This is a genomic window from Seleniivibrio woodruffii (genome assembly GCF_004339245.1).
GTDB classification, from domain to species: Bacteria; Chrysiogenota; Deferribacteres; order Deferribacterales; family Geovibrionaceae; genus Seleniivibrio; species Seleniivibrio woodruffii.
The window spans coordinates 629,743-654,194 of record NZ_SMGG01000003.1 but is presented as its reverse complement, the minus strand read 5'-3'; the positions used below and the strand labels follow the sequence as shown (position 1 = coordinate 654,194).

The window sequence follows — 24,452 nt, the reverse complement described above, 5'->3', positions numbered from 1 at the left end:
CAAAAAAAGGCGGGAGAGGGACATGGGAAATATCTTAGGCATACTGGGAACGGGCGTATCTGGGCTTTTTGCAGCTCAGGCACAGATTGACGTTGCCGGTAACAACATCACAAACGTAAACACCGAAGGCTACTCCAGACAGCGTGTAAGCCTTGTGACATCCAGCTCACAGGTAACGCAGTACGGAGTTTTCGGTCGTGGCGTAACCATCGAGAACATCGTTCAGATATACGACAGCGTTCTCGCAAACACCATCCGTAACGAAACTTCGGATCTGGCGTATTACACCACAACTCAGGATGCGCTGACAAACATCGAGATCTATTTCAACGAGCTTGAGGACGGTTCGGGGCTGGGCGAGGCCATGTCGGAATATTTTGCCGCATGGAGCGACCTTGCAAACACAGCCACCGATCAGTCGGACGAAGCACTCATAAAGAAACAGACCGTTGTTGAAAAAGCCGACCTGCTGGCAGAAAAGATAAGAGCCAGCTACACCGCTATGGAGCAGGTTAAGCAGCAGTCCAACAAAAACGTTAAAGATTACGTCGGCGAGATAAACACCATTTCCCAGAACATATCCTATCTTAACAGCCAGATAGCCATGGTTGAGGCCACAGGCCAGATGGCGAACGACCTGAGAGACAAGAGGGAGATACTCCTGAACGATCTTTCGGAACTGACCAACGTTTCTGTTGTTGAAAGAACATCAGGACAGATCGCAGTTTATGTGGGCGGAAACGCACTGGTGGACGAAGGGGCATATTATCAGCTCCGCACAGCTCAGACATCCGGCTCCGACAACGACTTCTCAATTTTCTGGGGAACACCCAGCTCTGTTGACAAACTGGGCGTGGATGTTACGGAATCTTTCAGCTCCGGCAAAATAGGCGGCGAGCTGACCATAAGAGATTCTGTTGTCCAGAGCTATATGGACTCGCTGAACGACCTTGCAGCCACGCTTATCGTAAAAACAAACGAACTGCACTCGGTGGGTCAGGGTTCGGACAAACTCACACAGATAACCTCATCCAGCGGCGTCAAAAACGCATCATATCCTCTGAGCGACCCTGCGGGCGCACTGCCCTCTGCTGTCACAGCCGGAGTAATGCGTATCACCATCTATGACAGCGACGGAAAGGTTGTCGACAACCTCGACATCGAGATCGATCCCAAGGTCGATACGATGAACTCCATCATAAGCAAGATATCCTATGCGGACGGCAACCCCAACGGAGGCATCATTCAGGCCTCGCTGTCCCAGAACAACACAATAAAAATATACTCCGAGTCCGGATACTCCTTCTCTTTTGCGGAGGATACATCAGGTTTCCTGACGGCATCCGGAACCTACGGTTTCTTCTCCGGTGAAAACGCTTCGAACATAGGCGTTTCATCGCTGATAAAAGAGAACATAAGCTATCTGGCCACATCCAAATCAGGCGCAGTGGGCGACAACCAGAACGCCAAAGCCATAGCCGATCTGAAAGGCTCAAAGGTCTTTTCCCAGAACGTTACTCTGGATGAATACTACGCTCTTTTCGTGGGCAAGATAGCCACCGACAAATCCACAGCGGACACATATGCGACCACAAAACTGCATCTGGTGACCGAATATTCCAAAAAACTGGAGAGCATCAAGGGTGTCTCTCTGGACGAGGAAATGGCTGAGATCATACGCTTTCAGAGGGCATATGAAGCCAGCGCAAGATTTATCAACGTTGTTGATGAGATGATCGACAAGATAGTGAACGGCCTGGGAACAGGCGGCAGGTAATAAGGGGCTGATATCATGAGAATCACTACAAATATGATACATATGACCTACACTTCGGGTAACGCAAAGAGTCTTTCAAACCTGCTGAACGCCAATGAAAGAGTGACCGCAGGCAGAAACATGCTGAACCCCGAGGACGATCCCACATACTACGTCACCGCATACAGCATGCAGATAATCTCCAATGAGGCCACACAGTTCAAAAGAAACGCAGAAAACGCCGTAACATGGCTGGATAACGAGGACAATCTGCTCCAGTCGGCTTATGACTATATATCAAAAGCAAGAAACGAACTCGCAGTTGCGGGAAGAAACGACAGCCAGAACGCAGAGAGCCGGAAGGCGCTTGCGGGCGACGTTCTCTCAATCCTCAATGCTATGAAAGATATAGGAAACAGTAAATATCTCGGCAGATACGTTTTCTCCGGATATCAGACCCAGACAGAACCTTTCGTCAGCGGCGACAGGCAGATATCCGCAGTGGTATCGAGCTATCCCGGAGCCGAGGCCATCACCAGAAAACTTTACGGCGATATGCCGGAGCTTTCCGAAGGCTCATACACAGCCAACATTAACGTTCAGGACGGGGTGGCATACATCTCCATGACCGATTCCAGAGGCAAGTCCGTTCTGATAGACAGCAACGCATCAGACGACACCACAACCGCAGGAAACATAACCACCACAACACTGGTGACAGACTACAACGGCGAAGGCGTCATAAACACAGGCGTGGGCGTGGGCATAAAGCTGCCGGCGGGCATAACCAGCGGCCAGAGCCTTAAGATGCAGTTTTACTACAAGCCCGGCAACGAGATAACCTATGTCGGCGATGACGGAAAGATAACTACCAAAATTGCCTCCAATCAGGAGGTTGCTATTAACGTGAGCGGCCGAGAGACCTTCATGGAGACCTACAGAACCACTAAAGGCACCATGAGAAACACGGTGAACGGTCTGCCCATAACCAACACAACAAAGTTCTCCCAGATAGACGGAGCCAACGCAAGCCTTGCGGATTCCATCTCCTTCACAGGGACAGACCACAACGGCTACAAGATAGGTACTGCCAGAGTGTCAGCCCCCGGCAACGTTACGCTGGACATGACCAAGGCATCCGTATCCGAAAGAACCATAACCGTGAACTACGCCAACAGGGACTATGACATAACCCTGCCTCAGAAAGGCTATTCCGATGTGGAAGAAATAATCTACGACATCAACAGAAGCCTGGACAACCATGGCATAGGCGGAGAAATGACCGCTGTCAGCGACGGCGACAAGATAATGTTCATCTCCAACAGAACCGGAGAGGGCGTTGAACTGTCGGTAACAGGTTCCCAGAACAACAAACTGGGCTTTAAGACAGTACCCGTTACAGCCACAGGAATGGATACCACATTTGAAACAGGATACAACAGCTTCGTGGGGCCCGTTACAACAACCCACAGCGACGTTCCCGTTTCAGCCGCATACACAGAGTTCTATGTTCAGGGGCAAAAGATAGGCTTCACACCCGCCGCAGGCGATGCGAACTCAATCCAGACGGCTCTGAATCAGGCTCTTATGGATGCAGGAATGGGCTTTGACGTATACGCAAGTGTCAGCGATGCGGCAGTGGCAGGCGAATATGACATCTCTTTTGAGCTGATGAACACTGAATACACCAACAGCACATCTCTGGCCACAAAGGTGGACACAGGCGCAGTTGATGAGTATCAGTTTTCGACACCCAGAGGGGTGAACTATCCCACAACGGACGAAAAACGTATCAGCGACATGCTGACGCACATAGAAGGACTCTACGGAAACGCTGTTGAGGCCACGGTTGTCGACGGCAAACTTCAGGTGAAAGACCTGAGAAGCGGAACAAGCAAGCTGACCTTCGGAGTGAACGAAAACAACTCCGGTATAGGATATCCTGAGGTTGAGCAGAATGTTAAATTCTCAGGCTACTATTCCTCCAAAAAGGACGACACATGGAATGTCACTGTCAGCGTAGACGCAACCGACATCTCTGTTCTGGTGAAGGATAAGCTGGGCAACGTCATCTTTGACAACACAGCCAACCCCATCCCCAAATCAACCTATAACGGCGACGCAATAGACATAGGCAACGGTGTGTCCATACAGCTTGGCGATATGGTCTCATCACCCGCCATTCCCATGGTCAACTCTTTCGAAGTTCAGATGAAGGCAAGCTCAAACCTGAGCTTCGGCGACCTGAACGTTACAGAAAAGGGTGAGAACGTTAACGTTTTCAAATCCCTTGAAAACCTCTACTTCGCACTGAACATGAACATTCCCGACTCAGGCATCGGCGCACCCAGCTCATGGAAAGACACGTTCAACTCCACGGCAGTGCCCTATCTTGACGGTGAGTTCAGAGGCAACTACAACGATCTGCTGAATTTCGAGGTGCAGTCCTCCGGACTTAAATCCGAATACTACATCCAGAAAAAGCAGGAGTGGACATCGGAAAAATTCAACAACCTGAACGTCGGCACAGTGGGCTTTGAGGTTGTGGTCAACACTCCGGACGGAAAACTGACCAGATCATACAGCTCGTCCGCAGGTTCCGCATCTGCAAAACTTGACGACTTCGTAAATCAGATAAACAACGACACCGCCCTTCAGCAGGCTGGTGTCAGAGCCTACAGCGAAGACGGAAAACTCAGGATCGACACGGGTTCCGGAGCCAACGAAATATCCGTCAATTATAACAACGATCTCTCAGCATATGTCATGGGCATGAATGATGCTTTCCCCGGAAACGGCGAAACACAGCCCACCCTCGACCTGAGCAAGCTGGGAACGGCAAACAGCACGCTGGACATAAACTATTACGACGGAGGAGCATGGCAAACGGCAACGGTCACAGTGCCCAACGCAACCTATGCCACAAACGCAGACCTGATCGCCGTGATATCCCCCCAGCTCCCTGCGGGAGTCAGCGTTGCAATGTCAGGCGATGTGCTTTCGTTTACAGGCCCCACATCAGATATCATAGTTTCCGGCGACCAGAACGCCGCACTGGGATTTCAGCATAAGGTTGGTGCAGACACTGTTGCCAGCTACGGCACCGTTACGATGGATCTCAGCCAGAAAACAGCTGCCGAAAGAACTCTCACTTTCTCATACAACGACGGTACCGACAAAAAAGTCAGTATCGAGGTTGACGCAGAGAACTTTATGACCTATGACGCCCTCGTTGCCAATATCAACTCCAAACTGGCTGCGGCAGGCATAGGCGGAGTGGTTTCCGCTGAAAAGGTCGGAGTGAACGGTCTTGGATTCTCCTTCAACGGAGTAACGGGAACGGCGGTTTCAGGCGATTATAACAGCACACTCGGTTTCTCAAAGGCCGGAGATGCAGTTAAGATAAAAGTTACCGGAACAGACGGCGAACTGGTCAACAGCTACTCCATGGACACTGCCGGCGAAAAATATTATGTGGCCGACGGTGTGTACCAATACTATGATCCCGGCTTCCTCTACGCAACGGATTCATTCTCTGCGGCGGTAGGCTCGGGGATAGAATATGAACTGGACGTGCTTCAGAAGGCCGAATCGCAGGTGCTCACTTCGCTTACAACAGTGGGCAACAACACCAGCAAAACAGAATCGGCCGTGACCTTTAACGCAAATCTGAAGCTGACCACGGAAGAGATGAAAGCCAAATATACAGGCTCAACCACCATCGACCAGACAAAGGCGGCGGCGGATCTTACGGTAGCCGAGACAGCTTACCAGTATGCATTGAAAACAACTTCTTTGCTTTTAAATGTAAGTCTGCTTGATTATCTGTAAAAAGTGCCGATTAAGTATATGACGCCGACAGAACAGAGGAGAAACACATGGGAGCAAATTCCGTTAAAATATGTGAGGATACAATGGAAGTCAAAAAAATAGTATCCGCTAAACTCGGGGAAATAACCTTCAATGAGAGCGACATAGTAACTCTGTCGTCCCCTATGCTGGGCTTTCCCGACCTGAACGACTTTATTATTATATCAAATGAAAAGTCATACCCTTTCCTTTGGTTCCAGTCTGTTCAGGATAGCGATGTGTGCTTCATTCTTGTTGAGCCTGAGCTTTTCGCTACAGATTATAACCCCAAGCTCAACAAACGTGAGATGAAGATTCTCGGAGCGGAAGAGGACGCAAAGCTGAAACTGTTCTGCATTGTTGTTGTTCCCGACCAGCCCAAAAACGCCACGATGAACCTTCGTGCGCCGCTGGTTATGAACACCGAGAAAAAACTTGCAAAACAGGTGATTCTGGAAGAAGATAAATGGCAGATTAAAACGCCCCTTTTCAATAAATAACCACAGGAAGGCAAATGCTTGTATTATCAAGGAAGATAAACGAAAGCATAATAATCGGTGACAATATCGAAGTGACCATAGTCGAGGTCGCCGGGCGCAACGTTAAGATAGGGATAGATGCGCCCAAAGATGTGAGCGTTCACCGGAAAGAGGTCTACGAGGCTATCAAGGAAGAGAACCTTCAGGCCGTTAAAAAAGAGAACCTCGTCTCACTTGTGGATTTCTTCAAACAGCAGAACAAATAAACATACAAAATACAGGATGAGACTCTTCGCTCCGCTCAGAGTGACAGCTACAGGTCACTGCGAGGGCTTTAGCCCGTGGCAGTCTTCCCACTCAAGTCAACCCGCCGCTCGGCAAATTCTATGTGGGTAATGCGAAGCGTTATAAAAACCAAACTCAATCCAGATTTTTCAGTATCTTGATATCTCTCCCCTGCACCTCTATATACCCCTCTTCCTGCAACTTCTTAAGCACTCTGGAAAAGGTTTCGGCTGTGGTTCCGAGCAGGAGCGCAAGCTCGCCCTTCGGCACAGGGAGCCTGACCACGGCGGATTCTTTCTTTTTCTGATTTCTCAGCCAGTTCACAAGCCTCGCACGGACATCGTTCACAGTAAGGCTCTCTATGAGATTAACGAAATATTTTATACGTTTGGCAAGTGCTCCGATGAGCCGCATGGACACCTTGGGGTCTTTTGAAATGACCTCCTCAAGCTTCATTGCGTCCATCTCCAGAAGGTCGCACTCCTCCAGTGTCATGGATGTCACGGGATATTTCAGCCCCAGCTGAAGAAGAATCTCGGCGAATATTTCGCCGGAACGCACGAAATGAACGACGGCCTCTCTGCCTTCGTCATTTGTTCTGAAAAGTTTTATACTGCCTTTCACAAGGAAATATACCGTGCTGCCCTCCTGCCCTTCAACGAACAGAATGGATTTTTTCTCCACTGTTCTGTGACGGCAGATGGTGTCCAGCACCTTTAAAAGTTCGGGATCGGCTGAGCCGAAGAACCCTGTTGCGAATAGTTTTACTGCTTCCTGTTTGTTCATACCTGCATTATACACATAAACTATTTAAAAGTAAATTTCAGGGTGTCCTCTTTTCTGTTGTCGGGGCAGATATCCACACAGTCGCCGCAGTTGTTGCAGTGGCTGGATGCCCCCATGGTCATGGGGTTTATCATCATGGGACAGGAGCGAACGCAGGAGAGGCAGTCCGAGCACTCGGAACGGACTTTTTCAACAGTCATGCCCTTTTTCCAGCGGAAGAACGACAGAAAGGTTCCTGTGGGACAGAAGAGCCTGCACCAGAACCTGAAATAAAACAGTTCCAGAACAAGCAGAACCAGAACGAAGACCAGTTCGAAGGTTACATAATGAAATTTCACTATAAGCATGGCCTGCGTGGAGATTATCCCCGGTGCGGAGATCAGGTTCAGAATAGGCACTCCGGCAATACACATCAGCACAAGCCCTATGAACAGAAAGATATATCTGAACTTCGACTGGCGGACAGGCACCGTATCCTTATAAACAGGCTTGTAGGGCTTCATCTTCAGCTTTTTTCTGAGCCATGTCATAAGCTCGGCGCAGAGATAATAAGGGCAGAACCAGCTGCACCACACACGCCCCAGAAGGAGCATCAGCACAACAGGAATTATAACGGAACCGAGCATATATTCGTTGACTCTGCCTGCGGCCAGCATGGACTGAAAAACAGCCAGCGGGTCTGCCATTGCGGCATCGCCTATATCCATGGAGATGAAAGTTCCCTTAACGAAATACAGCTCGTAAACGTTTAAAAGCGGTATGAAAAATATTGCAAACACGGTGAGTATCTGCGCCGTGCGTCTGTATGTTTTGATCTTCATGGCTTACCACTCGGTGTCGTAGGTTTCGGTGTTGTATTGGAAATCGGGCTTAACATCCGAGGAGTCTATCTTCTGCTTCTCCTCAAGGAGTTTTTCACCTTTCAGGATATCATTGCCCTTTTTGCGTTCCTCGCCGTGTATTTTGCTTCGTCTGCCGAAATAACCCTCGTTCTTGTCAACGGGCATTCCTTCAGGATAGATGGACATCGCCTTTTCGGGAGTTGCGGGGCACTTTTCGGCGCAGATTCCGCAGCCGGTGCATCTGTCCGTCACCACGGGCAGGATGAATTTTTCCATTACTATCGCTTCATCCGTGTAGGGGCAGACGTTGTAGCAGGTTCCGCAGAGCTGGGCGGTTCCTGTGGCGGATACACCGAGCATCTCATCCTTGTAGTAGAGGAAGTTGAGGCAGGTCTTTTCGTTTATGACCGCTATGCCCATACGAACTTTTCTGCCGTCGGTAAGTTTCGGGTCAAGTGCTCCCGTGGGGCAGACCTTCATACAGCGCATGCAGAGATAGCAGGCTTTTGTATCGGGAAATACATAGGGTGTGCCTATCTGAAGTTTCTCGAAAAGGTCGGCACGTTCGATGGAATCGTACGGACAAACCTCTATGCAGCGTGCACAGCGGATGCACAGCTCCATAAAGGTCTCCTCCGTTGCGGCGCCGGGGGGCCTCAGTCTGTTCTTTTTGTAGAAATTCTTGAACGGGTTGCTGTTCAGAAGCCCTTCAAACAGCTCCGTCAGCCTGTTCCTAGCCATTTAACTTGCGCTCTTCCTTCTTTTTACTTTTGAAAAATCCTTCCATCGAAGGTACTTTGCGTCCGGAGAGGATATCCTCGACATCGTCCTCGAAATGGAAAATATGGTGGGCAACCTCAAGTATCTCCGGATACTCACGCAGACCTGCGCATATCTGTTTCAGATGCTCTTCATCGTCGGCCTCTATTGCCACTATTATCTGGGTTTTGTCGTCGCTGACGGCAAATATCTCTATGTTCTCAACGGCAGATATTATGGTTCTTGCTTTTTCCAGATCCTCCGCCTGAGTGTAAACAACGCTTCCTGAATAAATCATAGCTGACCTTCCTTGTTTAATAAAAAAAGACGCCCCGCCTTAAAGCAGGGCGCCAAGAGGTGTATGTCGCTCCGTCTTAGGAGAATTTAGAGTTTACGTCTCTGATGATGAATTTCTCTGCCACGTTCTTGGGACCGGAGACCTTTTTGATCTTTACGGCCGCAATCTTGAACTCAGGCTCGAAAGACGTGTCGTCCACAGCATCGTTGCACACGAAGTTGATCATACGGACAAATGCCTGATCGTGCCAAGGAACGAACAGAACGCCGGGAAGAGTGCCGCTTACGATATGGGCGGGCATTACGCACTTGCCCCTCTTGCTGGCAACTTCAACCATATCGCCGGATGTGATTCCCGCTTTTTTGGCATCTTCTGGGTGGATCTCAAGGTATGCGTGTGAGTGCGCCCTTGCGATCTCAGGAATACGCATTGTCATTGTTCCGGTGTGCCACTGCTCGATAACACGGCCGGTTGTCAGATAGAACGGATAGTCCGCATCCGGAACCTCTGCCGCACCTGCGAAGGGACGCATGAATATGTTTGCCTTGCCCTCTTTCTTCGCATCGTTGTAGAAGTTTATCTTTCTGGCGGGGTCGAAGGTTATGCCGAATTTCGCCTTGAATCCCTCATGGTTGAACATGGGGTCAGAGCCTCTGACATATCTTCTCTCTGTGCCGGGGTGGTCAAGTGAAGGAATGGGCCACTGAAGACCTGCCTTCTCCTTCTTAAGTCTGGAATAGGTAGCTCCGGCAAGGGTGTGGTCTGTGTCTTTGATTATCTCACGATAGTCGTCCCAAGCCATTTCGTTGGCCTTCATGGAATCGTTTCCGTTCCAGGGGATGAGTTTTTCCATGCCCATGCGCTTCGCTATCTGAGCGGCGATCCAGAGGTCGGGTTTTGCCTGACCAACGGGTTCAACTGCTTTTTCAGTAAGCTGGCTTCTGCGCTCGGAACATCCGTAAATACCGCCCTTCTCATAAATGAAAGCGGCGGGCAGAATAACGTCTGCAAGCTGTGTTGTTCTGGTGGGGAAAATATCCAGCACCACAAGGAAGCTGTCCTGCATACCCTTTATATACTTGTGGAGGTTGGGGAGGGACTGTGCGGGGTTTGTAGTGGAGACCAGCATAGCCTTTATGGGTTTGGATGCATCCGCCTCGCCGCCGAGAGCATCGAACATTTTCATTGTATGGAAGCCGGGTTTGGGATCGATGGTGCCGGGTTCAACACCCCAGCATTTCTCAACGTGGGCTCTCCAACCATCGTTTGCAACGGGTTTTGTTCCGGGGAGCAGGTGAGAAAGTGCACCAGTCTCACGAACACCGCCGCATGCGTTGGGCTGACCTGTCAGCGAGAAAGGCTCTGCGCCGGGTCTGCATATCTGGCCTGTGAGCAGGTGGAGGTTGTGAACGAGGTTGTTCGCCCATACGCCCTTAACACGCTGGTTAAGTCCCATGCACCACAGAGACATTGTTGCGGGGCTGTTTGCGAACCACTCAGCCGCCTTTTTGATGTTCTCTGCGGGGCAGCGTGTGAGTTTCTCGACCTTCTCAAGGGTGAAGTCCTTAAGGAACTCTTTGTATTCCGCAATGGTCTTGACCTCTTTTCCGTTGGTTATCCTTGCATTCTGGGCTACAAACTTCTCATCATAGAGATCGTTGTCCAGAATGTATTTTATCATTGCGTTGAACACCGCAAGATCCGTTCCGGGGTCGCAGGGGAGCCACAGGTCGGCAATCTTGGTTGTGGAGGTTTTTCTGGGTTCGCATACGATTATCTTAACATCGGGATTGGTCAGCTTGTGGCGCATGATTCTGCGGAACAGAACAGGGTGGCACTCGCTGGTGTTTGAACCGGTAATGAAGAGACACTTTGATTTCTCAATGTCCGCATATGAGCCGACGGGTTCATCGGAACCGTATGTGCTGATGTAGCCTGCAACCGCTGAAGCCATGCAGAGACGGGGGTTTCCTTCAACCATGTTCGAACGGAAACCGCCTTTGAACAGCTTGTTGAAAGTGTATGTTTCCTCGGTGGTACACTGGCCTGAACCGTAGTAGGCCACTGCGTCCTTGCCGTAGGTCTGTCTTAAATACTTGAATTTGTCGGTCACATAGTCGAGAGCTGTATCCCATGAAACCTCTTTGAACTTGCCGTCCTTCTGGCGGATCATGGGGGCTTTCAGTCTGTCGGGGTGATACATGCATTTATACGCAAGGAAACCCTTTACGCAGAGGAATCCGAAGTTTGTCTTCGCATCGGGGTTACCCTTCATGGCAACTGCCTTGCCGCCCTTAACGCCCACATAAACACCGCAGCCTGTTCCACAGAAGCGGCAGGTGCCCTTTACCCATTTATCAACCGCTTCGGCCGCTTCAACCTCTTTGGGGAGTGTCACGCCGACAGATGCGGCGGCGGCGGTTGCCATTGCTGCTTTTATAAAATTTCTTCTGGTTAAATTCATCATAGTCTCAGTCCTTCCTTACTTAACATCGGTGGGGGTGTAACCCTTTTTGTGTACAGTGAAAGTGTGTGCCTTATGACAGCTTGCGCAGGATGTTTTGGGTGCTGCGTTCACTTCGGCCTGATGGTCGTGACAGCCGACGCAGGTTATTGTGAGAGGAACTTTTCTGAAGTTCTTCTCGTCGCCGTGGCATACCTGACATTTAACGCCTGTAAAGCTGTGTGCGCTGAGCTCCCACTGAGCTACAAGATCGGGCGTCACATCCTGATGGCAGGTGAGACAGTCCGTATCACCCATTTTTTCGGGATGCCCTTTCACTTTCGAACCCTTAGCCGATGCTGCGCCGAATGCCGCAAGCGTCAGCACCAGAATAAAAACTGCGAGCCTCTTGCCCATAATAAATTACCTCCGGTTCTTTTATATCTCTGCCGAAGACGCACTCAGGCCGCTTTCTGCGCGGCCTCTGGGGTTAGTATTGTCTGCGGCGGTTATTCACCCTTCAAGGTTAACGCTATTTTTGTAAAAGCGGGATTAAGGTTGTAAGCGTACTGTAAATTATGTAAATGCAGTCAACAGCCGGTATTTCTGCATTTTGATTTATTGATTATGGAGTTAGACAGGGGTATAGTGTGTTATAAAACATCAGGAGGATGTCATGGCTCATTTTGACTTTATTGTTGCGGGCAGCGGCGTGAGCGGCATGGTGTTTGCCCAGATAATGGCGGCAGAGGGGAAAAAAGTTCTGGTGCTCGAAAAATCCGAAAGAGCGGGCGGATGCCTCGCATCTGCAACATATGACAATTTCTGGCTGGAGCTGGGAGGACACACCGTCTATGCTTCATATGCCTCATACATAAGCGCAATGAAACACGCAGGGCTTGAAGAGAACTTTCTGCCCCGCAAAAAGGTTCCGTTCCGGATGCTCACATCCGCAGGACTTGTGCCCATCACAAAATGCCTCAACAAACTTGAGCTTGCGCTGAACGTTCCCTCCGCCTTCTTTACAAAAAAGGCCGGAAAGACCGTGCGTGAGTATTACACGAAAATTCTGGGCAGGGGCAACTACGAAAAGATGTTCAGACCCATGATAGCGGCGGTTATTTCGCAGGAAGGTTCGGACTTTCCCGCTGACATGATGCTGAAAAGCAGACCCAAAGATAAATCACTCCCCCGCAGCTTCACCCTGAAAGGCGGAATGACGGAATTCATAAACAAGGCCGCAAAACACGGCAACATAAACCTCAAGACCTCATGCGGGGTTGAGAGCGTGTCGCTCTCCGGCGGAGTATATTCTATCGTGGCGGGCGGCGAGACCTTCACCTCCGACAACTTCGTATCGGCAGTTTATCCTGCGGAAGCGGGCAGACTCCTTGCGGACGTTGCCCCCGAAGCATCAGAGATACTCATCCCCATCTCTTCCGCAAAGGTTGAGAGCATGGGCGTTATAATCAAAAAAGAGGACGTTGCGGTGGAGGAGCTGAGCTTCATCATAGCCGCAGACAGCGAGTTCACCTCCGTTGTCTCCCGTGACGTTGCCGAAGATTCGAAATACAGAGGCTTCGCATTCCATTTCAAACCGGACAGACTCACTTATGAACAAAAAATCGCTGTAGCGGAAAAGGTTTTGAAGACCGATAAGTCAAAATTTGCACACGTTGCCGAAACGGTTCACTTCTGCCCCACCCTTAAACTGGGACACGAGGAGCGCATGGACAGGCTGGACGAAATAATCCAAAAGGTCAAAGGACTTTATGTCACAGGCAACTGGTTCACAGGGCTTGCAATAGAGGACTGCGCATTCAGAAGCACGGCGGAAGCCAACAGGGCTTTCTAAACCATAGAATTATCAGGCTGTTCATACTCGGCGGAGGCGAAGATCTCTCTTCCGCCGAGGAATTCTTCATACTCAATTCCCCAGTCCTTCATCATGTTCAGAATAGGTATCAGCTTTTTGCCGATGTCAGTCAGGCGGTATTCCACCTTGGGCGGTATCTGGTTGTAAATATGGCGGCTGACAACCCCGTCAGCCTCAAGCTCACGAAGCTGTTTTGCCAGCATCCTCTCGGTTATGCCGTTCATCCCTTTGCGTATCTCGCTGAAACGCAGAACCTCTTCCCGTGCGATGTGATACAGTATGATAGCTTTCCATTTGCCGGAAAACACAGTCATGGTAAGCTCGAAATAGCAGTTGTACGATTTGCCGCATATCTCTTTTGTCTTGCAGTTGCCCATGGATGCCTCACTATACTTTTTGTAAGTACATGTATTTTTTTACCGTTCTTGCGTTTACTATAGTATGCGTTTATGATTTAAGCAACAGGAGGAGGAAAAATGTTCATAATTCATGTTAAGGCCACACTGAAAGAGGGTTACGCCGAAAAATTCCTGAACGGACTGCTCAATGTCCGCCCCGATGTTCTGAAAGAGGACGGCTGCAGGGAATATACCATAACAATTCTGGGCGACCAGGTCTTCTGTTTTGAAATATGGGAGAGCGATGCGCACCTTGATGCCCACATGAAACAGCCATATATGGTTGAGTTCTTTGAAAAGTCAAAAGACTGGCACGAAAAAGATATAGAAATTAAAAAATATGAGGTGGCTCAATGAAAGTTTTAGGTATCAACGGAAGTCCCAGAAAGGGCGGCAACACCGAAATAATCATCAACAGAGTTCTTGACGGGCTTAAAAAAAGAGGCTGGGAGACCGACTACGCACAGATAGGCGGACAGGTTTTCAGAGGATGCATAGCCTGTGGAGGCTGTTTTAAGAATCAGGACGGCAAATGCACCATTAAAGAGGACAGATTCAACGAGGTTTTCGCTAAAATGACTGAGGCCGATGCGATAATCATCGGTTCACCAACCTATTTTGCAGACGTTACCTCCGAAACAAAAGCACTGCTGGACAGAGCGGGCTACGTCGCCATTGCAAACGGCCACCTCCTGAAAGGCAAAATAGGCATGGCTGTTTCCGCTGTCCGCAGGGGCGGCTCTATCCACGTTATAGATACCATCAACCATTTCATGCACCTTTCACGCATGATAATGCCCGGCTCGACCTACTGGAACATGGTCTACGGACGCAACAAAGGCGAGGTTGAGGGCGATGAGGAAGGTCTGGCGAATATGGATCATCTGGCAGCCGTCACCGACTGGCTGGGAAGAGCAGTTAAACCTGTTCTCGATAGCTACCCGCTGACAGGAGCATCCTGCGCAGACTGATTTGACTTGATACGAGAGGGATTGGCATTTTTTAATGTTGATCCCTCTGAATTTTCCATTCAGAAACGCTGACTATAAAAAAATCTCACGCATGGAATCCACCGCACCGTCGGCTATTGCCGTATGGTCTTCGTCGGCGAACTCTTTCAGGAAATAGGTGAAAACGCCTGCCGATCTGGCGGATGTTATACCCACTCTGGAATCCTCAACAGCAAAACATTCTGCGGCTTCAATGTTAAGCCTGTTCTGCGCTAACAGATATGGCTCAGGATGAGGCTTTCCGTTCAGGAAATCATCGCATGTCACGATGGTATCGAACCTTGAAAAGTCCACAATATCCGAAAACACTTCGATCTCCGCCCAACTGCTTCCGGTTACGATTGCCTTAATCTCAACCCTTTCCATAAGCTCGTGAAATCCGTCAGCGATACGCACACCGTGCTTTGAGAAGAAATCACCTTTAATGGTTATAAACCTCTTATGGATGTATTCGGGTGAAACTTTGCCGTATTTGTTTGATATGTATTTGAAAATATCTTTCCATGAATTTCCGGTGAAATATATGAAATCATCCACACGCATGCCGTGGCCGTAGATGTCGTGCAGCACATCGTGGAAAGCTTTGAAGTTGCCCTGCTCCGTGCCGAGGATAGTGTTGTCAAAATCCAGCAATGCCGCTCTGTATCTCATTATTCACCAAATATATCTTTGACTGCCGACTCTTCGGCATCTATTTCAAGTGTTTTCAGCCTTGATGCATGACCCGAAACAAGCCTTACAGAGGATTTTGACAGCCCCAGAGTTTTTGCGACGAACCGTATAAGCTCTTCGTTCGCCGCCCCGTCCACAGGGGGTGCGTTCAGCCTTATTTTCGGCCTGCCGTCATGCATTCCGGAATGTTCGGTCTTCTTTGCGCCCGGCTGAACATATATCGACAGTTTCATCAATCCCTTCTGAGAGCTTCCACAGGGTCGAGTTTTGCCGACTGACGTGACGGATAAAGCCCAGCCAGATATGTTATCACCAGTGAACAGACGGTTATGACCACGAACGTCATGACCTCTATCTTAACGGGTATCCTGTCCATAAAATACACGTCCGCAGGCAGTGAGATTATTTTAAAATTAGCCAGTATAAGGCAGATTGCAAGCCCCAGAATGTTCCCGATAAGGGTTCCTGTGATGCCGATTATCATACCCTGACGCTTGAATATCCCGGAAATTGAGCTTTCGGATGCGCCCATGGCACGAAGGATGGCTATATCCCGCTTCTTATCCTTGACTGTAACGGTTATCATGCTGATAACGTTGAAAGAAGCCACTATGATTATCAGTGTCAGGATTATGAACATAGCATATTTTTCAAGCTTGAGAGCCGAAAAAAGGTTCTGGTTCATGCTTATCCAGTCCCTTGCCCAGAAAGGAAAATCAAGTTTATGCTGAATCTCTTTTGAGATGTCCACAGCAAGGTCGAAATTGCTCGTTCCCACACTGAATCCGGAAACAACGTCAGACAGCCCGAAAAACTCCTGAGCCGCCTTAATGTCTATATACGCCAGTGTGTTGTTGTATTCATACATTCCGGTGTCGAAAACACCGCATACCTGAAAATACTTCATCTTGGGGGTGATGCCGAAGGGGCCTTTCTTGCCCAGAGGCGAGACCATTGTCACCATATCACCGCTGAGAACACCGAGATTAGCCGCAAGTTCCTTGCCCAGAGCAATCTGCGGAGCACTGCCTTTTTTGCTCAGGTCGGCGAAAGAACCCTCTTTCATGAACTTGGATATGGTGGTGACCTTCATCTCATCCTGTGCGTTGACACCTCTGATAACAACGCCTGAAACGTTGTTGGGGCTGGTGAGAAGCACCTGACTGATGATGAACGGAGACACTCCGGTGACGTTCCTTACGGAGGCTATCTCCTTCTGAACATCCCGCCAGTTCTCGATGGGGCTGACGTCCACACGGTTTATCACTATGTGTGCGTTGGCTCCCAGAATCCTGTTTTTCAGGTTGTCCGAAAACCCGTTCATGACGCTGATGACCACGATAAGCGTGGCGACGCCGAGAACTATGCCCAGAACCGATACTCCCGAAATGAACGAGAGTATACGGTTGGACTTTCTGGATTTCAGATATCTTTTCGCTATAAAGCGTTCAAAGTTCAAGTAAAATTACTCCCACTCGATGGTTGCCGGCGGCTTTGAGCTTATGTCGTAGGCCACACGGTTGATGCCTCTGACCTCGTTGATTATCCTGTTGGATATCCTGCCCAGCACCTCATAAGGGATGTGCGCCCAGTCGGCGGTCATGCCGTCGGTTGATTCCACCGCACGGATTGCCACTGCGTTCTCATATGTTCTGTTGTCACCCATGACACCGACGGTGTTTACGGGGAGCAGAACTGTGAAAGCCTGCCATATCCTTCTGTAAAGCCCTGCCTTATGCAGTTCTTCCATGTATATTGCGTCCGCTTCACGCAGAACGTCGCATCTCTCTTTAGTTACCTCGCCGAGCACACGCACGCCCAGACCGGGGCCGGGGAAGGGGTGTCTCCAGATGAAGTTATCCGGAATGCCCAACGCCGCACCGACAGCACGAACCTCGTCCTTGAACAGTTCACGCAGAGGCTCAAGAAGTTTGAACTTCATGTCCTCGGGCAGACCGCCGACGTTGTGGTGTGTCTTTATGGTGACAGAGGGCCCACGGAATGATACGGATTCGATAACATCGGGATAGAGTGTCCCCTGTGCGAGGAAATCGAAGTCGCCCAGTTTTTTGGACTCCTCTTCAAATATTCTTACGAACAGGTTTCCTATGGCCTTTCTCTTTTTCTCAGGATCGGAAACGCCTTTCAGAGCCTCAAGGAATCTGTCCTCGGCGTTCACGGCGATAAGGTTCATGTGGAAGTGGTTGCGGAATGCCTCCTCAACCTGCTTTCCCTCGTCCTTGCGCAGAAGTCCGTTGTCCACGAAAACGCATGTCAGCCTGTCGCCGATGGCTCTGTGAATAAGCACCGCCGCAACGGATGAATCCACGCCGCCGGAAAGACCGCAAAGCACTCTTTTGTCTCCCACAAGCTCACGGATACGCTCAATTTCAGCCTCAACAAAGTTTGCAGGCGTCCATATCTGCTGGCATCCGCAGATCCCCACAACGAAGTTTTTAAGGATAGCCGCACCGTTGTCGGTGTGTGCCACTTCGGGGTGGAACTGGATGGTGTATATGGGTCTTGTGTGATGCTTCATCGCCGCAACAGGTGCGTTTTTGGTGTAGGCTATCACATCGAACCCTTCGGGCATCTTCTCCAGTCTGTCGCCGTGGCTCATCCAGACTGTGAAGGATTCCGTGTCTATTCCCTCAAAGAAGGGATCTTTTTTGCCGATGAAAAGCTCGGCTCTGCCGTATTCCCTGTGGTCTGCGGCGGCAACCTTTCCGCCGAAGTATTCACCTGTGAGCTGGTGTCCGTAGCAGATGCCCAGAACAGGTGCTCCGAGGTCATATATCTCTCTGGAAACTGTGGGAGCATCCTCATCATAAACAGATGCGGGGCCGCCCGACAGAATTATACCCTTTGCGCCGAAATTTCTAATCTTTTCGAAATCGGCGTTGCAGGGAAAGATTTCGCAGTAAACGTTCGCCTCACGCACACGCCTTGCGATGAGCTGGGTGTACTGTGAGCCGAAATCAAGTATCAATACCTTCTGGCTGTGTATGTCCAATTTAGCGTACCTCAGTATATTTTGGAAAATCCACCCCGACCCTCCTTTGATAAAGGAGGGAGTTTTAAGCCTCCCTTTTATAAAGGGAGGTTTGGAGGGATTTACATTATCTTTAACCGTACTTTATTCTGTTATGTTGTAACTCACTTCGAGAACTTCATCCTGAAGTTTTATTTTATCAGGTCGTAACCCAGTAGTTGGGTGCCTCTTTAGTGATTATAACGTCGTGAACGTGGCTCTCTTTGAGTCCCGCACCGGAAATTTTTACAAATTTCGCATATTTGCGCAGGTCTTCAATGCCTCTGCTGCCTGTATAACCCATGCCGGATTTAAGGCCGCCCACCAGCTGATAGATGGTTTCGCTCAGTTCACCTTTGTAATGAACCCTGCCCTCGATGCCTTCCGGCACATATTTCTGCTCGTTCATCACTTCATCCTGGAAGTATCTGTCCTTTGAGCCCTCTTTCATTGCGCCCACTGAACCCATACCTCTGTATACCTTATAGCTTCTTCCCTGATAAAGCTCTATGTCGCCGGGAGCCTCTTTTGTTCCTGCGAACATTGAACCCATCATAACACAGGCCGCACCGGCAGCGATGGCCTTCACCACGTCGCCGGAATATTTGATACCGCCGTCAGCTATGATCGGGATACCGTATTTGTCGCCTGCGGCTGAACAGTCCATGATAGCTGTTATCTGGGGAACGCCCACACCCGCAACAACACGGGTCGTACAGATCGATCCGGGGCCTATACCCACCTTAACGCAGTCAGCACCCGCTTTTGCAAGGTCTTCAACCGCTTCGCCTGTGGCAACGTTGCCCGCAACCACCTGAATATCAGGATATTCTTTCTTTATCCATCTGACCATGTCCAGAACTTTGAAAGAATGTCCGTGTGCAGTATCGACAACTATTACGTCAGCCTTTTTCGCAACCAGCCCGGCAACCCTTGCTTTCGCCTCTTCGCCGACACCCACAGCCGCTCCAACGAGCAGTCTGCCCATGTCGTCCTTGGCCGCATTGGGATATTTGATGCGCTTGTTTATGTCTTTAATGGTGATGAGACCTTTCAGCTGATAGTCGCTGTCCACCACAAGAAGTTTTTCTATTCTGTGCTCCTGAAGGTGTCTCATGGATTCTTCCAGAGACGTTCCCACTGGAACAGTGACCAGATTTTTGCTGGTCATATATTCGGATACCTTTGCGGTATATCTGTCAACAAAACGAAGGTCTCTGTTGGTGAGGATACCCACAAGTTTTTCATCCTTAACAACGGGCACGCCGCTGATCTTGTATCTGCCCATAAGGTTAAGCGCATCTTCGACTGTTCTGTCGGGGTCGATGGTTACGGGGTCAACTATCATTCCGCTTTCGGAACGTTTAACTTTGTCAACCTCGTCCGCCTGCGCCTCAATGGACATGTTTTTGTGGATGAAGCCTATTCCGCCTTCCTGCGCCATTGCTATCGCAAGTTTCGCCTCGGTAACGGTGTCCATCGCCGCACTCACCAGCGGGATATTCAGCCTTATCCGGTCAGTGAGTCTGGTTTTCGTGTCCACATCCTTGGGCAGGATCTCGCTCTTTCCGGGTACGATGAGCACGTCATCGAATGTGAGAGCGTCCTTAAGTATCTTCTCGTGGTACATTCAATCACCTCTATAGTGTTATGACTAATTGTTCAGTACAGCATAAAGGCACAGGGATGTGCCTCGCATATTTATGGAATCAATATCCCCAGTCCCTGCAATAGCGGAAGTCGCGGCCTATCGTCCGCTGGCTCACCTTTGCAATGACGGTCATATTCCTCTTAAACTGGTTTCTGCGGATACGCTCCGCAACCTTTTTAACAAATTCCTCTTCAAATCCCATGGAAATAAGCTCAGGGATCCGCCTGCGCTCGTCCACCATGGCATAGAGCAGGTCGTCCGCCTCTCTGTAGGTGAAGCCGAGTTCCTGTTCGTCGGTCTGGCCGACCCAGAGGCCTGCGGTGGGCGGTTTGTCCACCACCGACTGGGGGATGCCCAGATATTCCGAAAGCTCCCACACCTGCGTCTTGTAAAGATCGCCTATGGGGTTTATGGCACTTGCAAGGTCGCCGTACCATGTTCCGTAGCCCAGCAGAAGCTCCGTTTTGTTGCTTGTTCCCAGAACCAGTCCCGCTACCTTCGCAGACATATCGAACAGACATATCATCCTCTGGCGTGCCATAACGTTGCCCATGCGGAGTTTGCTGATATCCTCCTGCATCTCGAAGTACGGATCCACCATAGGGGTTATCTCAAGTACATCAAAATTCAGCCTGAAGGTCTCAGCCACCTTGATGGCATCCTTAAGGCTCTCCTCGCTGCTGAGTTTATAGGGCATGCAGTAGGCAAAAACCCTGTTGCCGCCCAGCGCCTTTGCGGCCAGAGCCGCACTGAGCGCCGAATCTATTCCGCCGGAAAGACCGAGCACGACGTGTTTCAGCCCTATCTTTTCGGTCTCTTCCTTTATAAAGTTCGTGAGTATATCAACCGTGAGGTCAAGGTCAAGCTTCATTTCCTGCCTCCTTCCTCGTTCAGAAAGTTTCTGACCAGAAAGCTCTTCTCATCTCTAAGAAAAGGTGTTTCTATCCTTGCCCTGCGCACACTGTCGATATCGATATCCACAGTGACTCCGGTCTCTTTGAACATATCCGCCGCCGCAAGCCTGCGCCCTCTGGCGTCGTATGCCTCGGAGCCGCCCCAGAAGGATACGCCGTCCTCAACGCCTACCCTGTTCACGAAAACAAGGTTTACCGTGAGCACTCCGGCAATGTATCTGTTCGAGGTCTGCCATGCGTTTGAAGCGTCGTGTCCAAGCTCAAGGTTGCCTCTGGCAGGACTGTTTGAAGGGATGATGATGTTCTGTGCGCCGGACTGGGAAAGAATATAAAGCGAGCTTAAATGGAAAACGTCTTCGCAGATGAGCAGTCCGCATCGGCCGAACTCTGTGTCGAAAGCCTGAATGCTGCTGCCAGCCGCAAAATATCTGCCCTCTTCAAAAAGGGTGTAGTCCGGCAGATAGACCTTTTTGTGTGTGTGTACGGTTTTTCCCCTGTGCACAAACGAGGCAGCATTATAAAAGAGTTTCTCTCTGGATTCGTAAACGTAGCCGAAAACGATGGCTATTTCGTTGGAATAGTCCAGAAACTTCTGGTAGACCGGATGGTTTTCATCCATCGCAACGTCATAGACAAGGTCGAGAAGATAGTAACCTGTGAGTGAGAGTTCGGGAAAAACAACAAGGTCGCAGCCCTCGCTCACAGCCTGCTCAATTATCTCAAAATGCTTCTGGGCATTCTTTTCCAGATTGCCCAGAACGGGTTTCATCTGCGCCAGATGTACTTTCATAAACGCCTCTATAAGAAAATCCACCCTTTTAACCTGAGTAACTCTTACATCCCCCTTTAATAAAGGGGGACTGGGGGGGATTTACATTCTATCGTTCCAACGTGATGAGACTGCCGCGTCAGCCTGAAGGCTTCCTCGCAGTGACGGCTCATAAATACACCGTAACTCTGAGTGCAACGAAGAGTCTCTCTTATGAGATCCTTCGGCTAAAGCCTCAGGATGACAATACTACTCTTCCCTGATATAAGTCCCGCTCTTGCCGCCCGTTTTTTTCATTACCCTGATTCCGCCGATGAGCATGTCTTTGTCCACAGCCTTGCACATGTCGTAGATGGTGAGAGCGGCAACGGAAACACCCGTAAGAGCTTCCATCTCAACTCCGGTCTTTCCGGCCATTTTCACAACAACCTGAATGTCCACCTGAGAGTTGGCTCTGTCCGTTTCAAAATACACGTCCACCTTTGTGATGAACAGCGGATGGCACATGGGGATGAGGTCGGATGTCCTTTTAACCCCCATCACTGCGGCCACACGGGCAACCTCGAAAACGTTTCTGCCCTTAGCCATTTTGCCCTCAATGAGCAGATCCATGGTTTCGGGCTTCATTTTTATGAATCCTGCGGCGATTGCTTCCCGCACGGTTTCGTTCTTATCGGTGACATCCACCATCCGGCTTCTGCCCTCTTCGTCAAAATGAGTCAGCGACACGTATTCCCCCCTATCTCGGATATTCTGCGAAAACATCGCCCAGTTTTCTTGTGGAGCGGACAACAGTCCAGAGGGATGTCGTTCCCTCTTTTATCTCCAGAAGCTCCTGAGCCGAGGGCTTCATCACAAGGTCGGCATAAACGGCCTCTCCCGCAACCTTTCCGCCCATTCCGTATGAAGGCACCATAACGGTAATCTTATATTCCGGTGCGGATGTTACTATCATCTTCCTGAAAATCAGGCTGATGAGCTCCCGCATGTTCTTAGCCAGAGGATTTTTCTTCAGAGACGGAATTTCGTCTCCGTTCTCATCCACTGCGGAATATCTCAGGACAACCTCCTGAGAACCCTTTGCTGAAATGAGTTTCAGCTTCGGATAGACCTTCTCTTTCTTCGCAAAATTCGATTTTTCTACTGTGCTGTTGAATTTATCGAGGATACGGTCAATATCCTTTCCCGTATCCCCGGTTTTTGCTTTTTCTTCGGTCTCTTTCGGTTTATCTTTCGACGTTCTGACTCCGCTGGCTTTAACATAGCCCGTTCCGCCCTCAAGCAGCTTTATTTTGTGCCAGCCGCTTCTGGTGGACAGAATCTCAACGGATGAACCCCTGCCCAGCAGACCAACAACCTCAGATTTTGAGGATGCCTTGGCATAGATGTTCAGTTTCGATGAGGTCACGCTTCCGTAGGTGGCCTTTGCAAAGGCCGAGCCGCAAAGAAGCACAAAAAGCAGGGTCAGAATTATTACAGTTTTATTAAACATTAAACCTGAAATAGATTATGTCTCCGTCCTGAACGATATATTCCTTACCTTCAAGACGCATTTTGCCCATCTCTTTGGCCTTCACCAGCGAGTTGAACTCTTTAAAGTCATTATACCCCGTCACCTCGGCACGGATAAAGCCTCTTTCGATATCGCTGTGGATTTTTCCGGCGGCTTTCTGTGCTGTGGTTCCACGGGTTATGGTCCATGCACGGACCTCTTTTTCGCCTGCTGTGAAATATGTTATAAGATCCAGCAGTTTATAGCCCTGTTCGGTCATTTCGGAAAGTCCTGAGCGTGTCAGCCCGAGACTGTCGAGAAACTCTCTCGCTTCCTCTTCGTCCAACTCAGAAATTTCCTGCTCTATCTTTCCGCAGATGCGGACGCACACTGCGCCCTCTTTCTCGGCAATTTTGCGCACTCTTGCGGCATATTCGTTGTCTTCGAGAATATTGTCCTCGTCAACGTTCATAACATACATCACAGGTTTAGCAGTGATGAATGAATATTCGGAAAGTTCGGCGGTTATCTCTTTATAACCTTCAATATTCCTGATGAGCGTGCCTTTTGCCACTTCCGCCTGAAGGATCTTCAGGTTTTCCAGCTTTTTCAGAAGTTCCTTGTCGCCGCCCTTGCTTCCTTTGGACGTTCTTTCAACGGCACGGTCGATAATCTCCATGTCGCTTAAGAGAAGCTCGGTGTTGATGATGTCGATGTCACGCTCTGGGTCTACGCCGCCTTCAACGTGGGTGATGTCGTTGCTGTCGAAACAGCGGACAACGTGTGCCACTGCGTCCACCTGACGGATGTTGGTGAGGAACTGGTTACCCAGACCCTCGCCCTTGCTTGCGCCTTTAACAAGTCCGGCAATGTCAACAAACTCAACAGTGGTTCTTACCACGGATTTCGGTTTGATGAACTGTATGATATAGTCCTGTCTTTCGTCCAGAACAGGCACGATTCCCTTGTTGGGGTCGATGGTGCAGAACGGATAGTTCGCACTCTCCGCTCCGGCTTTTGTAAGAGCGTTAAAAATTGTGGATTTGCCGACGTTGGGCAGTCCCACTATTCCGCAGTTGAATCCCATTAAAATCTCCGTTTATAAAATAAAGGTCTCCTGTGATGCGGAGACCTCCGGTTCA

At 49.7% G+C, this 24,452-nt stretch carries 24 protein-coding genes; 7 read left to right on the top strand and 17 right to left on the bottom strand.

Going from position 1 to position 24,452, the window contains the following annotated elements:
* Nucleotides 1-22 precede the first annotated feature (22 nt).
* From flgK to csrA, 4 genes are all read left to right on the top strand, one after another.
* The gene (gene flgK / locus C8D98_RS03025; protein WP_132871910.1) at nt 23-1,777 is read left to right on the top strand and encodes a flagellar hook-associated protein FlgK; all 1,755 of its coding nucleotides are present in this window, start codon (nt 23-25) and stop codon (nt 1,775-1,777) included.
* A 15-nt stretch (nt 1,778-1,792) separates the two neighbouring features.
* Nucleotides 1,793-5,587, top strand: a complete 3,795-nt coding sequence (locus tag C8D98_RS03020; RefSeq protein WP_132871908.1) for a flagellin — start codon at nt 1,793-1,795, stop codon at nt 5,585-5,587.
* An 83-nt stretch (nt 5,588-5,670) separates the two neighbouring features.
* The gene (gene fliW, locus C8D98_RS03015) at nt 5,671-6,105 is read left to right on the top strand and encodes a flagellar assembly protein FliW (protein WP_132871906.1); all 435 of its coding nucleotides are present in this window, start codon (nt 5,671-5,673) and stop codon (nt 6,103-6,105) included.
* A gap of 14 nt (nt 6,106-6,119) precedes the next feature.
* Complete coding sequence (gene csrA / locus C8D98_RS03010; protein WP_132871904.1) at nt 6,120-6,350, top strand: carbon storage regulator CsrA; 231 nt, start codon at nt 6,120-6,122, stop codon at nt 6,348-6,350.
* Between the two features lie 154 nt (nt 6,351-6,504).
* Here the strand turns inward: csrA and C8D98_RS03005 are convergent, their stop codons facing one another.
* The 6 genes from C8D98_RS03005 to C8D98_RS02980 all read right to left on the bottom strand — a co-directional run bounded on the left by C8D98_RS03005 (nt 6,505) and on the right by C8D98_RS02980 (nt 11,914).
* Complete coding sequence (locus tag C8D98_RS03005; RefSeq protein ID WP_132871902.1) at nt 6,505-7,155, bottom strand: Crp/Fnr family transcriptional regulator; 651 nt, start codon at nt 7,153-7,155, stop codon at nt 6,505-6,507.
* 20 nt (nt 7,156-7,175) lie between these two features.
* Nucleotides 7,176-7,976 (bottom strand): 4Fe-4S binding protein, encoded by an 801-nt coding sequence (locus C8D98_RS03000; protein ID WP_132871900.1) that lies wholly within the window; start codon nt 7,974-7,976, stop codon nt 7,176-7,178.
* Nucleotides 7,977-7,979: 3 nt separating this feature from the next.
* Nucleotides 7,980-8,738 (bottom strand): 4Fe-4S dicluster domain-containing protein, encoded by a 759-nt coding sequence (locus C8D98_RS02995; protein WP_132871898.1) that lies wholly within the window; start codon nt 8,736-8,738, stop codon nt 7,980-7,982.
* On the bottom strand, nt 8,731-9,054 hold the full coding sequence (locus C8D98_RS02990) for a chaperone NapD (RefSeq protein ID WP_132871896.1): 324 nt from the start codon (nt 9,052-9,054) through the stop codon (nt 8,731-8,733). Before C8D98_RS02990 ends, C8D98_RS02995 begins: the two co-directional genes overlap by 8 nt.
* 76 nt (nt 9,055-9,130) lie before the next feature.
* Entirely contained in the window at nt 9,131-11,518 is a 2,388-nt protein-coding gene (locus tag C8D98_RS02985; protein ID WP_132871894.1) for a molybdopterin oxidoreductase family protein, read from the bottom strand.
* A gap of 18 nt (nt 11,519-11,536) precedes the next feature.
* The gene (locus tag C8D98_RS02980) at nt 11,537-11,914 is read right to left on the bottom strand and encodes a cytochrome c3 family protein (RefSeq protein ID WP_132871892.1); all 378 of its coding nucleotides are present in this window, start codon (nt 11,912-11,914) and stop codon (nt 11,537-11,539) included.
* A gap of 259 nt (nt 11,915-12,173) precedes the next feature.
* Between C8D98_RS02980 and C8D98_RS02975 the strand changes: the two genes are divergently transcribed.
* Nucleotides 12,174-13,352 (top strand): protoporphyrinogen/coproporphyrinogen oxidase, encoded by a 1,179-nt coding sequence (locus C8D98_RS02975; RefSeq protein WP_132871890.1) that lies wholly within the window; start codon nt 12,174-12,176, stop codon nt 13,350-13,352.
* Here the strand turns inward: C8D98_RS02975 and C8D98_RS02970 are convergent.
* Complete coding sequence (locus C8D98_RS02970; protein WP_132871888.1) at nt 13,349-13,750, bottom strand: winged helix-turn-helix transcriptional regulator; 402 nt, start codon at nt 13,748-13,750, stop codon at nt 13,349-13,351. The two genes, C8D98_RS02975 and C8D98_RS02970, sit on opposite strands and share 4 nt — an antisense overlap.
* Before the next feature lie 99 nt (nt 13,751-13,849).
* Between C8D98_RS02970 and C8D98_RS02965 the strand changes: the two genes are divergently transcribed.
* Together C8D98_RS02965 and C8D98_RS02960 are read left to right on the top strand one after the other, a co-directional pair.
* On the top strand, nt 13,850-14,128 hold the full coding sequence (locus C8D98_RS02965) for a putative quinol monooxygenase (protein ID WP_132871886.1): 279 nt from the start codon (nt 13,850-13,852) through the stop codon (nt 14,126-14,128).
* Nucleotides 14,125-14,742: a flavodoxin family protein gene (locus C8D98_RS02960; RefSeq protein ID WP_132871884.1), complete on the top strand. Its 618-nt coding sequence runs from the start codon at nt 14,125-14,127 to the stop codon at nt 14,740-14,742. The genes C8D98_RS02965 and C8D98_RS02960 overlap by 4 nt, the downstream gene beginning before the upstream one ends.
* A gap of 72 nt (nt 14,743-14,814) precedes the next feature.
* Here C8D98_RS02960 and C8D98_RS02955 read toward each other — a convergent pair whose 3' ends face one another.
* The 10 genes from C8D98_RS02955 to ychF all read right to left on the bottom strand — a co-directional run bounded on the left by C8D98_RS02955 (nt 14,815) and on the right by ychF (nt 24,397).
* Entirely contained in the window at nt 14,815-15,432 is a 618-nt protein-coding gene (locus C8D98_RS02955; RefSeq protein ID WP_132871882.1) for an HAD family hydrolase, read from the bottom strand.
* The gene (locus C8D98_RS02950) at nt 15,432-15,686 is read right to left on the bottom strand and encodes a DUF167 domain-containing protein (RefSeq protein WP_132871880.1); all 255 of its coding nucleotides are present in this window, start codon (nt 15,684-15,686) and stop codon (nt 15,432-15,434) included. Before C8D98_RS02950 ends, C8D98_RS02955 begins: the two co-directional genes overlap by 1 nt.
* Entirely contained in the window at nt 15,686-16,912 is a 1,227-nt protein-coding gene (locus C8D98_RS02945; protein WP_132871878.1) for a lipoprotein-releasing ABC transporter permease subunit, read from the bottom strand. The genes C8D98_RS02950 and C8D98_RS02945 overlap by 1 nt, the downstream gene beginning before the upstream one ends.
* 6 nt (nt 16,913-16,918) lie before the next feature.
* Nucleotides 16,919-18,466: a glutamine-hydrolyzing GMP synthase gene (gene guaA, locus C8D98_RS02940; protein WP_132871876.1), complete on the bottom strand. Its 1,548-nt coding sequence runs from the start codon at nt 18,464-18,466 to the stop codon at nt 16,919-16,921.
* A 178-nt stretch (nt 18,467-18,644) separates the two neighbouring features.
* The gene (gene guaB, locus C8D98_RS02935; RefSeq protein ID WP_132871874.1) at nt 18,645-20,114 is read right to left on the bottom strand and encodes an IMP dehydrogenase; all 1,470 of its coding nucleotides are present in this window, start codon (nt 20,112-20,114) and stop codon (nt 18,645-18,647) included.
* A gap of 79 nt (nt 20,115-20,193) precedes the next feature.
* Nucleotides 20,194-21,006, bottom strand: a complete 813-nt coding sequence (locus C8D98_RS02930; RefSeq protein ID WP_132871872.1) for an NAD+ synthase — start codon at nt 21,004-21,006, stop codon at nt 20,194-20,196.
* The gene (locus C8D98_RS02925) at nt 21,003-21,839 is read right to left on the bottom strand and encodes a nitrilase-related carbon-nitrogen hydrolase (protein ID WP_132871870.1); all 837 of its coding nucleotides are present in this window, start codon (nt 21,837-21,839) and stop codon (nt 21,003-21,005) included. The genes C8D98_RS02930 and C8D98_RS02925 overlap by 4 nt, the downstream gene beginning before the upstream one ends.
* Before the next feature lie 228 nt (nt 21,840-22,067).
* Entirely contained in the window at nt 22,068-22,547 is a 480-nt protein-coding gene (gene moaC / locus C8D98_RS02920; RefSeq protein WP_283805547.1) for a cyclic pyranopterin monophosphate synthase MoaC, read from the bottom strand.
* Between the two features lie 10 nt (nt 22,548-22,557).
* Nucleotides 22,558-23,310 carry an SH3 domain-containing protein gene (locus C8D98_RS02915; protein ID WP_132871866.1) on the bottom strand — a complete coding sequence of 251 codons (753 nt, stop codon included), beginning with the start codon at nt 23,308-23,310 and terminating at the stop codon, nt 22,558-22,560.
* A complete protein-coding gene (ychF, locus tag C8D98_RS02910; protein ID WP_132871864.1) occupies nt 23,303-24,397 on the bottom strand; it encodes a redox-regulated ATPase YchF in 1,095 nt (364 codons plus the stop codon). The genes C8D98_RS02915 and ychF overlap by 8 nt, the downstream gene beginning before the upstream one ends.
* Nucleotides 24,398-24,452: the final 55 nt, after the last annotated feature.